Here is a 13,789-nt window from a genome sequence, read left to right as displayed (position 1 = left end):
GCTCAGGTCAGCTCAGAAAGCTAACACCGGGAGATATGACAAACGGCTACTGATCCGGCCTTGTACGGACGTGAGAATCAGCACCCGTTCCCTAGGAACCGACGTACGAAGGGGGTTCAAGGTTGCCGCTTTCAGGTAAAGTGATATCACTTAGTTAGCTCAGAGATAGGGGGACCACCCATGTCCACGCACGATGCCCCGCAGGTCACCGCGGATGTGCCCGAGATGCCGGCACCCCGTGTACGGGAGACCCAGGCACACAGCATCGGCGGCGGCTTCGCGCTGCTGCTGGGGCTGGTCGGGCTGCTCGTCGGCGCCGGCCTGATCGCCTCCGCCACGGCGGTCGACGCCACCGGCGGGAAGGCCGCCCTCATCATCGGGGGCATCGTGATCGCCCTGGCGGCCTTCCTCGCGATGTGCGGGCTGAACATGGTCGCGCCGGGCGAGGCCCGCGTGGTGCAGCTCTTCGGCCGGTACCGGGGGACGATCCGGCAGGACGGTCTGCGCTGGGTGAACCCGTTCACCTCGCGCACCAAGATCTCGACCCGGGTGCGCAACCACGAGACGGCCGTGCTGAAGGTCAACGACGCCTACGGCAACCCGATCGAGCTGGCCGCGGTCGTGGTGTGGCGGGTGGAGGACACCGCGCAGGCCACCTTCGAGGTGGACGACTACATCGAGTTCGTCTCCACCCAGACCGAGGCGGCCGTACGGCACATCGCCATCGAGTACCCGTACGACGCCCACGATGAGGACGGCCTCTCGCTGCGCGGCAACGCGGAGGAGATCACCGAGAAGCTCGCCGTCGAGCTGCACGCGCGCGTGGAGGCGGCCGGCGTGCAGATCATCGAGTCCCGCTTCACGCACCTCGCGTACGCGCCGGAGATCGCCTCGGCGATGCTCCAGCGGCAGCAGGCCGGCGCGGTGGTCGCGGCGCGGCGGCAGATCGTGGACGGCGCCGTCGGCATGGTCGAGGCCGCGCTCGCCCGGATCAGCGAGCAGGACATCGTGGAACTGGACGACGAGCGGAAGGCAGCCATGGTGTCCAACCTGATGGTCGTGCTCTGCGGGGACCGCGCCGCCCAGCCGGTCCTGAACACGGGGACGCTCTACCAGTGACGCCCCCGTCCGAGGGCTCGCCGCCCGAGGGCCCCCCGTCCGGGGGCCCCGCCCCGAAGCGCCGGCCGCAGCAGCGCAAGCAGGTACTGCTGCGGCTGGACCCCCAGGTGTACGAGGCGCTGGCCCGCTGGGCGGGCGAGGACCTGCGCTCGGCCAACGCCCAGATCGAGTTCCTGCTCCGCAGGGCACTGGCCGAGGCCGGCCGGCTGCCCGGCGACGCGGGGCCGCTGCCGCGCAGGGGCCGCCCGCCGCGAGGCGGCCCGGAAGCGGCGCCACCGCCGTGACCGACCCCGACGCCCGGCAGCACTCACCGGGACGCCGCGCCGCCGCACCTCGCGGAGGCGCGGCTTCCGTCGTTTCGGAACCGTGACAATCGGCTCCGACCTGCGGCTCCGCACCCCCGGGCACGAACTCTGCACAGGGCGTATACATGCGGCGTATACACCGTGTGTAGAGTGCTCCGCATGTCCATCGGTCACACCCTTCTGGGACTCCTGGAGTCGGGGCCACGCCACGGTTACGACCTGAAGCGCGCCTTCGACGAGAAGTTCGGTCACGACCGGCCGCTCCACTACGGCCAGGTCTATTCGACGATGTCCCGCCTGCTCAAGAACGGCCTCGTCGTCGTCGACGGCATAGAGGCGGGCGACGGTCCCGAGCGCAAGCGGTACGCCATCACCGACGCGGGGATCACCGACGTACAGCAGTGGCTCGCCACGCCGGAGAAGCCCGAGCCTTACCTCCAGTCGACGCTGTACACCAAGGTCGTCCTCGCGCTGCTCACCCACCGCGACGCCGCCGACATCCTCGACACCCAGCGGTCGGAGCACCTGCGCAGCATGCGCATCCTCACCGACCGCAAGCGCAAGGGCGACCTCGCCGACCAGCTCGTCTGCGACCACGCCCTGTTCCACCTGGAGGCCGACCTGCGGTGGCTGGAGCTGACCGCGGCGCGTCTCGACAAGCTCCGTGAGGCGGTGGCCCGATGACTCCCCCCGCAGGTTCCCTGCTCTCGGCCGAACAGCTGCGCAAGGCGTACGGCCCCACCCTCGCCCTCGACGGCGCGGAGTTCTCCATCCACCCCGGCGAGGTCGTCGCCGTGATGGGTCCCTCCGGCTCCGGCAAGTCGACGCTGCTGCACTGCCTCGCCGGCATCGTGCCGCCCGACTCGGGGACCATCACGTACAACGCGCGTGAGCTGTCCGCCATGAGCGACTCCGAGCGCAGCGCCCTGCGCCGCTCCGAGTTCGGGTTCGTGTTCCAGTTCGGCCAGCTCGTGCCGGAGCTGACCTGCGTCGAGAACGTCGCCCTCCCGCTCCGCCTGAACGGCACCTCCCGCAAGGAGGCCGAGCGGGCCGCGCTGTCCTGGATGGAGCGGCTGGAGGTCGACGACCTGCGCAAGAAGCGGCCCGGCGAGGTCTCCGGCGGCCAGGGCCAGCGGGTGGCGGTGGCGCGGTCCCTGGTCACCAGCCCCCGCGTGCTCTTCGCCGACGAGCCGACCGGCGCGCTGGACTCCCTGAACGGCGAGCGCGTGATGGAACTCCTCACGGACGCCGCGCGCTCCACCAACGCGGCCGTGGTCCTGGTCACGCACGAGGCGCGGGTGGCGGCCTACTCCGACCGCGAGATCGTCGTACGGGACGGCAAGTCCCGGGACATGGAGCGCGTCGTATGAACCTGCGCCAGTGGGCCGCGGACCTCATGCTGGGCGTCCGCTTCGCCTTCACCGGCGGTCGCGAGGGGTGGACCCGGGCCGCGCTGACGGCCGTCGGCGTCGGCCTCGGCGTGGCGCTGCTCCTGCTGACGACCGCCGTCCCGAACGCGCTCGAAGTCCGGCACGAACGGGAGAGCGACCGAACCGACTTCAACTTCTCCCTGGAGCGGATACCGAAGGCCGACGACACCCTCGTGGTCGCCGACGTCGACACCGACTTCCGGAACAAGGACGTGCGGGGCCGGGCGCTGGAGCCCGAGGGTCCGCGGGCACCGCTGCCGCCGGGCCTGGAGAAGTTCCCGGCGGTCGGCGAAATGGTGGTCTCCCCGGCGCTGAAGGAGCTGCTGGAGTCGGACTCCGGCGCGCTGCTGCGTGAGCGGCTGTCGGACCGGATCGTCGGCACCATCGGGGAGAGCGGGCTGATCGGCTCGAGTGAACTCGCCTTCTACCGGGGCGGCGACGGGCTCGCTCCGCGGATCGACGGCAGCATGGTCACCCGTATCGACCGGTTCGGGGACCCGGTTCCGGGCGAGGAGGAGTCCGACCCGGTGCTCCTCCTGCTGATCCTGGTCGTCTTCGTGGTGCTGCTGATGCCGGTCGCGGTGTTCATCGCCGCGGCCGTGCGATTCGGCGGCGAGCGGCGGGACCGGCGGCTGGCCGCGCTCAGGCTGGTGGGTTCCGACAGCCGCATGACCCGGCGGATCGCTGCCGGTGAGGCCCTGGCGGGCGCGGTGCTCGGGCTGGTCTTCGGCGCCGGATTCTTCCTGGTCGGGCGCCAGCTCGCGGGCTCGGCCGAGGTGTTCGACATCAGCGTGTTCCCGAGCTACCTGAACCCGTCTCCGCTGCTGGCGCTGCTGGTCGCGGTGGCGGTGCCGGCGGCGGCGGTGCTGGTGACGCTGCTCGCGCTGCGCGGGGTGGTCATCGAACCGCTCGGCGTGGTCCGCTCGGGGCGGCCGGCCCGGCGCCGGCTGTGGTGGCGGCTGCTGCTGCCGCTGGCCGGGCTGGCGCTGCTGTACCCGATGATCGGCAACGGGCGCGGCAACGGTGACTTCAACCAGTACATGGTCACCGGCGGCGTGGTCCTGCTCCTGGTCGGTGTGACCGCGCTGCTGCCGTGGATCGTGGAGACGGTCGTGGCGCGGCTCGGCGCCGGCGGGGTGGCCTGGCAACTGGCCGTGCGCAGACTCCAGATGAGCAGCGGTACGGCGGCCCGCATGGTCAACGGCATCGCGGTGGCCGTCGCCGGGGCGATCGCGCTGCAGATGCTGTTCACCGGCGTGGACGGCGACTACACCAAGCCCACCGGGCAGGACGTGTCGCTGGCCCAGATGGAGGTGCAGCTGCCGAGCGACGTGCCGGTGGCCCCGGCCGCCGAGAAGCTGCGGAACACCAAGGGTGTGAAGGCGGTCTTCGACTACTCCGAGGGCTGGGTCGGCGACCGTGCCCGGGACTCGGAGAACGGCACGACCATGACGGTGGGCACCTGCGCGTCACTGCGGGAGATCGCCGGCCTGAGCTCGTGCGCGGACGGGGACGTGTTCGTCGTCCGGGGTGCCGAGTGGGACGGCGACGTGGACCCCACGAAATTGGCCGTGGCGGGCCGGAAGCTGTACGTCGACCCGTCCTACGAGGGCGGCCCGAGAGGCCAGGAGGTCCCCTGGACGGTGCCGCAGGGCGTGAAGACGGCGAAGCCGCGTCTCGGGCTGCTGGCCGGGACCGACCGGGGCGGGTTCCTGCTCACGCCGAAGGCGATGCCGTCCGCGATGGCTCCCGCCCTCGACGGGCACGCCTACCTCCGGCTCGACGAGTCGGTGCCGGACGTGAAGGACTACGTCCGGAACACCACGGAGGCCGTCCACCCGCTGGCCGACGCCGTGACCTGGTCCGCGACGGAGCGCACCGACCGGTTCGACGCCATCCGCACCGGGCTGTTCGTCGGGGCGGCCTGTGTGCTGGCGCTGATCGGTGCCAGTCTGCTGATCTCGCAGCTGGAGCAGTTGCGCGAGCGCAAGAAACTCCTGTCGGCCCTGGTCGCCTTCGGCACCCGGCGTCGCACACTGAGCCTGTCGGTGCTGTGGCAGACGGCGATCCCCATCGCGCTGGGCCTGCTGCTGGCCTCGGTGGTCGGCCTGACCCTGGGCACGGTCCTCCTGAAGATGACGGACACCCCGGTCCGCGTCGACTGGACCGGCGTCCTGTCCATGACCGGCATCGGCGCGGCGGTCGTCCTGGCGGTGACGCTGTGCAGCCTGCCTCCGCTGCTGCGGCTGATGCGGCCGGAGGGGTTGCGCACGGAGTAGCCGCGCGGGCGGGTGTGGGGGTCCGTGTGCACGGGGCACGGGCCCCACGCGCGCGCCCGGGCCCGCACGGAGTTACGGGACGGGCGGGGCCTCAGACGGCGACCGTCCGTACCGGCAGGTCCCCCATCGCCTCCCTCAGCGCCCCGGCCAGCTCCTCGTACTCCGCGCTGCGCGCCGCGCCCGTGCGCATGGTGAGGGCGATGCGGCGGGTCGGGGCCGGGTCGGTGAAGGAGGCGGTGAGGAGCTGGGTGGAGCGGGAGGTCTCCACGCGGACCGCGGTGCGGGGCAGCAGGGTGACCCCGAGGCCGCCCGCGACCAGCTGGACCAGGGTGGACAGACCGGCGGCCGTGGTCGTCGCGGGGACACCCGCGCGGCCCGCCTCCCGGCAGATGTCCAGCGCCTGGTCGCGCAGGCAGTGGCCCTCGTCGAGCAGCAGCAGGTTCAGCTCCCGCAGCACCGAGCGGTCGATCCCCTCCCGGCCGCCGAGCCGGTGGTCGAGCGGGGTGACGAGTACGAAGTCCTCGTCGAAGAGGGGGAGTTCGGTGACGCCGGGCACGCCGAGCGGGACGGCGAGCAGCAGCAGGTCGAGGCGGCCGGTGGTGAGGCCGTCCAGGAGGCTCGCGGTCTGTTCCTCGTGGACCTGGAGGTCGAGGTCGGGGTAGCGCTCGTGGACGAGGCGCAGCACCGTCGGCAGCAGGTACGGCGCCACGGTCGGGATGACGCCGAGCCGCAGCGCGCCGGTGAAGGGCGCCCGTACCGCCTCCGCCTCCTCCAGCAGCGCGCCGACCTCCGCCAGTACGGCTTTCGCCCGCACCGCGAGCCGGGCGCCGGCCGGCGAGAGCAGCACCTTGCGCGTCGTGCGCTCCAGGAGGGTGACACCCAGTGCCTCCTCCAGCGCGGAGACGGCGCCCGAGAGGGCGGGCTGGCTCATCCCGATCGCCGCGGCGGCGTCGCGGAAATGCAGGTGCTCCGCGACCGCGTCGAAAGCCCGCAGCTGGGCGAGGCTGGGCTGCCTCTTCTTACCGGACACTAATAGCCACCTCCGATCAACTCGACCGAGTGTAGCTATTTCACTAATCAATGCACCCTGTGCCAACATCAAGAACGTCCAACCCATGGGAAACACCAGCAAAACGGGTGTTTCCTCGCTGCAAGGAGAGCGCGTGCTCACTGTCGGTGACAAGTTCCCCGAGTTCGATCTGACCGCCTGCGTCTCGCTGGAGAAGGGCGAGGAGTTCCAGCAGATCAACCACAAGACCTACGAGGGTCAGTGGAAGGTCATCTTCGCGTGGCCCAAGGACTTCACCTTCGTGTGCCCGACCGAGATCGCCGCCTTCGGCAAGCTGAACGACGAGTTCGCCGACCGTGACGCCCAGGTCCTCGGCTTCTCCGGCGACTCCGAGTTCGTCCACCACGCCTGGCGCAAGGACCACGACGACCTGCGTGACCTGCCCTTCCCGATGATGGCGGACTCCAAGCACGAGCTGATGCGCGACCTCGGCATCGAGGGCGAGGACGGCTTCGCCAAGCGCGCCGTGTTCATCGTGGACCAGAACAACGAGATCCAGTTCTCCATGGTGACCGCCGGCTCGGTCGGCCGTAACCCCAAGGAGGTCCTGCGGGTCCTCGACGCCCTGCAGACCGACGAGCTGTGCCCGTGCAACTGGAGCAAGGGCGACGAGACCCTCGACCCGGTCGCGCTGCTCTCGGGAGAGTGATCTGACATGTCCCTCGACTCCCTGAAGTCCGCCGTCCCGGACTACGCCAAGGACCTCAAGCTCAACCTGGGCTCGGTCATCGGCAACTCCGACCTCCCGGCGCAGCAGCTGTGGGGCACCGTGCTGGCGACCGCCATCGCCTCGCGCTCCCCCATCGTGCTGCGCGAGCTGGAGCCGGAGGCGAAGGCCAACCTCACGCCGGAGGCGTACAAGGCCGCCAAGTCGGCCGCCGCCGTGATGGCGATGAACAACGTCTTCTACCGCACCCGGCACCTGCTGTCGGACCACGAGTACGGCACCCTGCGCGCCGGTCTGCGGATGAACGTCATCGGCAACCCGGGCGTCGACAAGGTCGACTTCGAGCTGTGGTCCTTCGCGGTCTCCGCCATCAACGGCTGCGGCATGTGCCTGGACTCGCACGAGCAGGTGCTCCGCAAGGCCGGTGTGGACCGCGAGACGGTCCAGGAGGCGTTCAAGATCGCCGCCGTCGTCGAGGCCGTCGGCGTCACGCTGGACGCCGAGGCGGTCCTGGCCGACCAGTAGTCCCGCCACGCGGCACGCATACGACGGGCCCCGTCCACCTTCCGGTGGGCGGGGCCCGTCGCGTCGCCGGGACCGTCGTGCCGCCGGGACCTACGCCGGGGAGGCGTCCGACTGCGGCTCCACCTCCGGCGGCGGCGGCTTCGGCGGATCCGCCGCCGGTGAGGCGTCCTCGGCGGTCGCCCCGTGCGGCTTGGGCGTCTGCCGTAGGGCGGCCTCGCGGGAGTACGCCCGCAGGTAGCCCACGACGGTGTTCGTCACCGCCACCAGCGGTACGGCGACCACCGCGCCGCCGATGCCGGCCACCATGCCGCCGGCCGCCACGGACAGCACCACGGCCAGCGGGTGGACCCGCACCGCGCGCCCGAGGATGAACGGCTGGAGGATGTGCCCCTCGATCTGCTGCACCGCCAGCACCACCACGAGGGTCATGACCGCCGCGAACACGCCCTGCGTCACCAGCGCCACGACGACCGCGAGCGCGCCCGAGATCACCGCGCCGACCAGCGGGATGAAGGCGAACAGGAAGATGAACACGGCCAGCGGCACGGCCATCGGCACGTCGAGGAAGTAGATGCCGAGGCCGATGAAGATGGCGTCGATCAGCGCCACGATCACCGTGCCCCGCACGTACGCCGTCAGCGTCCGCCAGGCGCGCGGGCCGGCACCGGCGACGCCCGGCCGGGCCGCCGCGGGCACCAGCTTCAGCGTCCACTGCCAGATGCGCTTGCCGTCGTAGAGCAGGAAGAGCGTCGAGAAGGCGGCCAGCAGGATGCCGGTGAGCGCCTCGACGACGACCGTGACGCCCTCCAGACCGGCGGACGTTATCTGGTCGGTGTTGGCGCCGACCGCCTCGCGCAGGTTCTTGGCGATCTCGTTGATCTGCTTGTCGGTGACGTGGAAGGGGCTGTTCAGCAGCCAGTTGCGCAGTTCGTCGATGCCGTCCTGGACCTGGTCGGAGAGGTTGTCGATGTTCTCCATGACCTGCCAGGTGACGAACCAGCCGATCAGGCCCATCACCACGAACCCGAGTATCGCGGTCAGGGCGGTGGCCGGCCCGCGCGGGACCCCGTGCCGGCGCAGCCACGCCACGGCCGGCTGGAGCAGAGCCGTGATCAGCAGGGCGGCGACGAACGCCAGCACCACCAGCTGTACGGCGCTGATGACCCGCATGAGCACCCACACGGTGCCGGCCAGGACCAGCAGCCGCCACCCGGCCTCCGCGGCGACCCGTACGCCCCAGGGCACGGCCTGCGCGGGGTCGGGGCGGTCACGGACCACGACCGCGTGGTGCGTGGCGGCGTACTCGTGCGCCGCTTCCTCGGGGGTCGGGGGCCCCTGGTCGGAGGCACCCACTCCTGTGTCGTCGGCGGCGTCCCGCCGCGCCTCCTGACGGCGCTGCTCCAACCGCCCGCTCATCTGCGTCAGTCCGGCGCCGAGCCGGCCGAGCCACCCTGGCACTCGCGACATGATCCGTCCTCTTCCCCCGTCTTTCCCCACCACTCCCCCCGGAGTCGTCCGGTCCGACCGTACATGGCGGCAACGCGAAAGCCCCTCACCGTAGGACGGAGAGGGGCTGCGCGAGGTTGAGCGGTGTCCGCGCCGGGCGGACCGGCGGGCTCAGTACCAGTGGTTGGCCTGCCAGAAGGCCCAGGCCTCACAGGGGCTGCCGTAGCGGCCGTCCATGTAGCTGAGGCCCCACTTGATCTGGGTGGCCGGGTTGGTGCGCCAGTCGGCACCCGCGGAGGCGTACTTGCCCGCGGGGAGGGCCTGGAAGAGACCGTAGGCACCGGAGGAGGGGTTCACGGCCTGGTAGTTCCAGCTGGACTCGTGGTCCACGATGTTGCTGAAGCACTGCCACTGGCCGCTGGGCACCATCTGACGGGCCATCGCCTGGATCTGGCCGGTGCTGTAGGAGCTCTGGACGGCGAAGCTGGTGGAGTCACGCTCGGCGTCGCGACTGGCCGCCTCCTTCTCCTCCTGGCGCTTCTTGGCGGCCTCCTCGGCAGCCTGCTTGGCCTTCTCCTGCTTGGCCACGGCGGTCTTGGCGGCTGCCTTGCGGGCGGCTTCCTCCGCGCCCTTCTTGGCGGTCGCGTCCGCGGCGATGGCCTGCACGTCGGCCTGCTGAGTCAGGGACGCGGTCTGCACCTGCGCCTGCTCACCCATGGGGATGTCCGCGAGCAGCGTCGTGCCGGCGGCCGTCGCCTCCGCGTCGTTGTTCTGCGCGGTGCTGCCCGAGGCAACTCCGACGACGCTTCCGACAGCGGTGACCGCCGTGGCCGAGGCCACTGCGAATCCCCGGACCGAGATCCGGCTCACACGGTTTCCTTCCAGCATCGCCCGCTTCGGTGACCCTCGCGGACGCAATCGTGCCCCTCGCGCTGGCCTCCCCAACTACTGGTCACGGGAGGCACGGGCCCGGTGGACAACTCCCCTCGCGGGGAGCGCCGTGTGGTGCTCGGGCGGCATACGACGCTGCTATGGAGTTGAGGCTGGTGCTTCTGTGGTGCCGTACCGCTGGGGGTACAGGTGTGTCGTATGCGGGGCCTGACAGGAATGAGACTCTGCCGTAACCCGACGGGGTGAGGCAATTCTGTGTTGCGTGTGAAAGCTCACATCCCGTTTGGCCCAAGGGATTCTCGGAAACGCACACACGCCGCGGCGCCGCCCGGCTAGGCTCTTGGCCTTTCCGGACGGCGCCGATTGTCGGACAACCGACCCGTCACGGGTCGGAGTTCGCGGATGGTTCAGAGACGGGTCAGATGTGACCGTCCTCCAGCATTTCGGTCACCAGCGCCGCGATCTGGGACCTCTCGGAGCGCGTCAGGGTGACGTGCGCGAAGAGCGGATGCCCCTTCAGCTTCTCGACCACGGCGACGACTCCGTCGTACCTCCCCACCCGCAGGTTGTCCCGCTGGGCCACGTCGTGGGTCAGTACGACCCGTGAATTGGCGCCGATCCGGGACAGCACGGTCAGCAGGACGTTCCGCTCCAGGGACTGGGCCTCGTCCACGATGACGAACGCGTCGTGCAGCGAGCGCCCGCGGATGTGGGTGAGCGGCAGGACCTCCAGCATCCCGCGCGCGGTGACCTCCTCGATGACCTCGCGGCTGGTGACCGCCGACAGCGTGTCGAAGACCGCCTGCGCCCAGGGGCTCATCTTCTCGGCCTCGGACCCCGGCAGGTAGCCGAGCTCCTGCCCGCCGACCGCGTAGAGGGGACGGAAGACCATCACCTTCTGGTGCTGCCGGCGCTCCAGGACCGCTTCCAGGCCCGCGCACAGCGCCAGCGCCGACTTGCCGGTGCCGGCCCGGCCGCCCATCGACACGATGCCGACGTCCGGGTCGAGGAGCAGGTCGAGCGCGATTCGCTGCTCGGCGCTGCGGCCCTTGATGCCGAACGCCTCCCGGTCGCCGCGCACCAGCCGGACGTTGCCGTCGGGCGTGACCCGGCCGAGGGCCTTGCCGCGCTCCGACTGGATGGTCAGACCGGTGTGCACGGGCAGCTCGGCGGCCTCGGGGACGTAGACGTGCCCCTCCTCGAAGAGGATGTCCACCTGCTCGCCGGGCAGCGTCAGTTCGGACATCCCGGTCCAGCCGGAGGCGTCCGTGATGGCCAGCTCGGCGCGGTACTCCTCGGCGAGCAGACCGACGGAGGACGCCTTGATCCTGAGCGGGAGGTCCTTGGACACGACGGTGACGTCGAACCCCTCCGCCTGCAGATTGCGGGCGACCGCGAGGATGCGGGAGTCGTTGTCCCCCAGGCGGTAGCCGGTGGGCAGCACGCTGGGGTCCGAGTGGTTGAGCTCGACACGGACGGTGCCGCCGAGGTCCCCGATCGGAATGGGGGCGTCGAGGCGACCGTGCCGGACCCGGAACTCGTCGAGCAGGCGCAGGGCCTGCCGGGCGAAGTAGCCGAGCTCGGGATGGTGCCGTTTGGCCTCCAGCTCCGTGACCACGACGATGGGGAGCACGACCTCGTGCTCGTCGAAGCGGTGCAGAGCGTTCGGGTCGGCCAGCAGGACGCTGGTGTCGAGAACGTAGGTGCGCCGATCAGGCTTGTGGCGCTTTGTGCTGGTCACCACGGAAGGACGTACCCCCTCGGATGAGGTCGGGGAGCGACGGGGTGGACGCTGGGCCGGGAGGGCGTTGATGAGCCGACGGGTCCAGGACCTGGCGGACGCAGGCCCTTGGGGCCGCCCTGCACTGGCGCGGACCGTGGGCCGGTCCTCCGCCGCGTCTTCCGTGCCGTGACCGCACGGTGGAGCTGGTGCAAAGGGCCTCCCGGGCGGACGGCTCCGTGCCGTCCGCTGAGGATCCGACACCCGTGGTTCGGGCGTCGACCTGCTTGCCTTATGCCCTGGAACGAGCGCCGCCATGCCACGACCCAGGAGGGCGCACCGGTGAACTCCTCGTTACGGGAGTCCCGCAGGGAGCCCGTACGGAGCCGGTACGGAGCCGGTATGGAGCCGGTTGGGGCCCGCATGGAGCCCGTAGGGACCCCGTAGGGACCCGCGACGGGGGGCGCGGCCGACGGGCAGGCGGGGCGGGCGGGGCGGATCCTCGGGCGGACCCGCGGCCGGGCAGAAAAAACGGGCCGGTCCGTGGGGGGGGATACGGACCGGCCCGAGGGGGGGTTTCCACCATAACCCTTCGTAAGTGATGGTGCGTGCATCGGCGTGCCACAACTACTCTCCGGAGTCGCCCCGCAACGCGAAGATGCCCCCGGAAGCGCCCATTCCGCCCTGAATCATGGCCAAAACGCGGCCGCCCCCCGGGCACACACCGGATACACAGCGAATACACCGCTGATTCACAGGTGAGTGGAGTGACGAGAGGGCCACCCTCAAGGCCCCCCTGTCCCCCGACCGGGTGACGCGTGGGGCGTACGCCCGCTTGACCCGGCACCGCGCAGCCCCCTCCACTGCGCGGTGCCACACGCGCAGCTTTGCTCACGCGAATTACCTCGTTCGAATGTACGTGGCCCGCTCGCACGGAACGGACCCGAGGAGGACAACGATGAATAACGATGTGGAAGCCCTGTGAGGACAAGAGGGTGATTTCGTACCCTCGCTCCGGCCACCACGTCCTTTGCGAAGGCACGCCCCATACGCCTGGAAGCTCCCACCCCACCCCGACCCATGGGGACGAAAACCGTCCTACTACTCCCCTAACGTCACCTCATGACGAAGACGTCGCGCATCACTTGGGCCGCCGCGAGCGCACGGCGCCTCGAACGACAGTTCCTGGCCAAGTCCGCCCGAACGGGCGCCCCGGCCGCCGACGTGGCCGCCGCGATGCTCGGCGTCCACGCCCAGGTCCTGTCCGCGGCCGAACTGTCGGTCGGTCTGCGGACCGGGGACATCACCCGGGTGGACGTACGGAACGCCGTGTGGCCGCCCGCCCCACCCACCGCGCCCGGCCCGGCCCCGTCACTGATCAAGACGCACGGCCCGCGCGGCACGGTGCACCTGCTCCCGGCCCGCGACCTCCCGATGTGGTGCTCCGCGCTGCCCGCGATCCCCGGCGGCTCGGGCTCCTTCGCGCCCGACGTACGCCTCACCGAGGACCAGGCCGAGCAGGTCGTGACGGCGATCGGCGACGCCCTCGACGGCAGGTTCCTGACCATCGGCGAACTCGGCGAGGAGGTCGTCGCCCGCACCGGCCCCTGGGCCGGCGACCTGGTGATGCCGGCGTTCCAGACCATGTGGCCGCGCTGGCGCCAGGTCCTGCACCGGGCGGGCCACTGCGGCGCCCTCTCCTTCGGCCCCAACCGCGGCCGCAAGGTGACGTACACCCGCCCACCGCACTTCACCCCGCTCCCGCCCGAGGAGGCGACGCGCCTCCTGGCCCTCCGCTACCTGCGGGCGTACGGCCCCGCCACACCCCGGCACTTCGCCCGCTGGCTGGCCGCGCCACCCGCCTGGGCGAGGGACCTGTACGAGGAGCTGGCCGGCGCGGGCGAGATCGAGGAGGTCGACTTCGAGGGGACGCCGTCGTGGGTGGCGGCCGGCGACACCGACTTCCCCGCCGCCCCGGAACGGGACGACCTGGTACGCGGGGTACGCCTGCTCCCGTACTTCGACGCGTACGTCGTCGCCGCCCAGCCGCGGGAGCTGCTCTTCCCCGGCGCGGCCTACGAGCGGGCGCTCGCGGGCGGGCAGGCCGGCAACTTCCCCGTACTGCTGGTCGACGGCGTCGCGGCGGGCGTCTGGCACCAGCTGCGCCGGGGCCGCCGGACGACGGTCACGGTGGAACCGCTCGGCCGCCTGACGACACGGCAGGAACGGGAACTGGCGGTGCGGGCGGAACGGGTGGGGGCGGTCCTGGAGGCGCCTGCGGAGCTGGTGATCGGAGAGGTACGGGTGGGACCGCACGCATGAAGGCCGGCTCAACCGC

At 71.1% G+C, this 13,789-nt stretch carries 12 protein-coding genes; 8 read left to right on the top strand and 4 right to left on the bottom strand.

All coding sequences use genetic code 11. The features are described 5' to 3' along the window. The first annotated feature begins 180 nt into the window (after positions 1-180). The 5 genes from OIE75_RS24255 (at position 181) to OIE75_RS24235 (ending at position 5,133) form a co-directional block, all read left to right on the top strand. Positions 181-1,119 carry an SPFH domain-containing protein gene (locus tag OIE75_RS24255; protein ID WP_307014911.1) on the top strand — a complete coding sequence of 313 codons (939 nt, stop codon included), beginning with the start codon at positions 181-183 and terminating at the stop codon, positions 1,117-1,119. Next, positions 1,116-1,403 carry a hypothetical protein gene (locus OIE75_RS24250; RefSeq protein ID WP_307014909.1) on the top strand — a complete coding sequence of 96 codons (288 nt, stop codon included), beginning with the start codon at positions 1,116-1,118 and terminating at the stop codon, positions 1,401-1,403. The genes OIE75_RS24255 and OIE75_RS24250 overlap by 4 nt, the downstream gene beginning before the upstream one ends. A gap of 180 nt (positions 1,404-1,583) precedes the next feature. After that, positions 1,584-2,108 (top strand): PadR family transcriptional regulator, encoded by a 525-nt coding sequence (locus tag OIE75_RS24245; RefSeq protein WP_122616012.1) that lies wholly within the window; start codon positions 1,584-1,586, stop codon positions 2,106-2,108. Beyond that, positions 2,105-2,794 (top strand): ABC transporter ATP-binding protein, encoded by a 690-nt coding sequence (locus tag OIE75_RS24240; protein ID WP_125492687.1) that lies wholly within the window; start codon positions 2,105-2,107, stop codon positions 2,792-2,794. The genes OIE75_RS24245 and OIE75_RS24240 overlap by 4 nt, the downstream gene beginning before the upstream one ends. After that, positions 2,791-5,133, top strand: a complete 2,343-nt coding sequence (locus tag OIE75_RS24235) for an ABC transporter permease (protein WP_329472120.1) — start codon at positions 2,791-2,793, stop codon at positions 5,131-5,133. Before OIE75_RS24240 ends, OIE75_RS24235 begins: the two co-directional genes overlap by 4 nt. A 91-nt stretch (positions 5,134-5,224) precedes the next feature. Here the strand turns inward: OIE75_RS24235 and OIE75_RS24230 are convergent, their stop codons facing one another. Continuing rightward, positions 5,225-6,163 carry a LysR substrate-binding domain-containing protein gene (locus OIE75_RS24230; RefSeq protein ID WP_329472119.1) on the bottom strand — a complete coding sequence of 313 codons (939 nt, stop codon included), beginning with the start codon at positions 6,161-6,163 and terminating at the stop codon, positions 5,225-5,227. Between the two features lie 133 nt (positions 6,164-6,296). On the opposite strand from OIE75_RS24230, the gene OIE75_RS24225 reads away from it, so the two are divergent. Both OIE75_RS24225 and OIE75_RS24220 read left to right on the top strand, forming a co-directional pair. Then, positions 6,297-6,851, top strand: coding sequence for a peroxiredoxin (locus OIE75_RS24225; protein ID WP_122616009.1), 555 nt, complete (start codon positions 6,297-6,299; stop codon positions 6,849-6,851). A gap of 6 nt (positions 6,852-6,857) precedes the next feature. Beyond that, complete coding sequence (locus OIE75_RS24220) at positions 6,858-7,394, top strand: alkyl hydroperoxide reductase (RefSeq protein ID WP_307014905.1); 537 nt, start codon at positions 6,858-6,860, stop codon at positions 7,392-7,394. Between the two features lie 90 nt (positions 7,395-7,484). Here the strand turns inward: OIE75_RS24220 and OIE75_RS24215 are convergent, their stop codons facing one another. The 3 genes from OIE75_RS24215 to OIE75_RS24205 all read right to left on the bottom strand — a co-directional run bounded on the left by OIE75_RS24215 (position 7,485) and on the right by OIE75_RS24205 (position 11,475). Next, positions 7,485-8,861 (bottom strand): AI-2E family transporter, encoded by a 1,377-nt coding sequence (locus tag OIE75_RS24215; RefSeq protein ID WP_307014904.1) that lies wholly within the window; start codon positions 8,859-8,861, stop codon positions 7,485-7,487. Between the two features lie 150 nt (positions 8,862-9,011). Further along, the gene (locus tag OIE75_RS24210; RefSeq protein WP_307014902.1) at positions 9,012-9,710 is read right to left on the bottom strand and encodes a transglycosylase SLT domain-containing protein; all 699 of its coding nucleotides are present in this window, start codon (positions 9,708-9,710) and stop codon (positions 9,012-9,014) included. A 439-nt stretch (positions 9,711-10,149) separates the two neighbouring features. Further along, on the bottom strand, positions 10,150-11,475 hold the full coding sequence (locus OIE75_RS24205) for a PhoH family protein (protein WP_122616005.1): 1,326 nt from the start codon (positions 11,473-11,475) through the stop codon (positions 10,150-10,152). Between the two features lie 1,098 nt (positions 11,476-12,573). On the opposite strand from OIE75_RS24205, the gene OIE75_RS24200 reads away from it, so the two are divergent. Next, complete coding sequence (locus OIE75_RS24200) at positions 12,574-13,773, top strand: winged helix DNA-binding domain-containing protein (RefSeq protein ID WP_329472118.1); 1,200 nt, start codon at positions 12,574-12,576, stop codon at positions 13,771-13,773. The last annotated feature ends 16 nt before the right edge of the window (positions 13,774-13,789 follow it).

It is taken from the genome of Streptomyces sp. NBC_01723, assembly GCF_036246005.1.
In the GTDB taxonomy this organism is placed as follows: Bacteria; Actinomycetota; Actinomycetes; order Streptomycetales; family Streptomycetaceae; genus Streptomyces.
This window is presented reverse-complemented; position numbering and strand designations above follow the sequence as displayed.

Excerpts from the sequence above, each read along its gene's own strand:
- OIE75_RS24255 (WP_307014911.1), top strand. The coding sequence starts at position 181 with ATGTCCACGCACGATGCCCCGCAGGTCACCGCGGATGTGCCCGAGATG.
- OIE75_RS24240 (WP_125492687.1), top strand. The coding sequence starts at position 2,105 with ATGACTCCCCCCGCAGGTTCCCTGCTCTCGGCCGAACAGCTGCGCAAG.
- OIE75_RS24200 (WP_329472118.1), top strand. The coding sequence starts at position 12,574 with ATGACGAAGACGTCGCGCATCACTTGGGCCGCCGCGAGCGCACGGCGC.
- OIE75_RS24220 (WP_307014905.1), top strand. The coding sequence starts at position 6,858 with ATGTCCCTCGACTCCCTGAAGTCCGCCGTCCCGGACTACGCCAAGGAC.
- OIE75_RS24235 (WP_329472120.1), top strand. The coding sequence starts at position 2,791 with ATGAACCTGCGCCAGTGGGCCGCGGACCTCATGCTGGGCGTCCGCTTC.
- OIE75_RS24245 (WP_122616012.1), top strand. The coding sequence starts at position 1,584 with ATGTCCATCGGTCACACCCTTCTGGGACTCCTGGAGTCGGGGCCACGC.
- OIE75_RS24215 (WP_307014904.1), bottom strand. The coding sequence starts at position 8,861 with ATGTCGCGAGTGCCAGGGTGGCTCGGCCGGCTCGGCGCCGGACTGACG.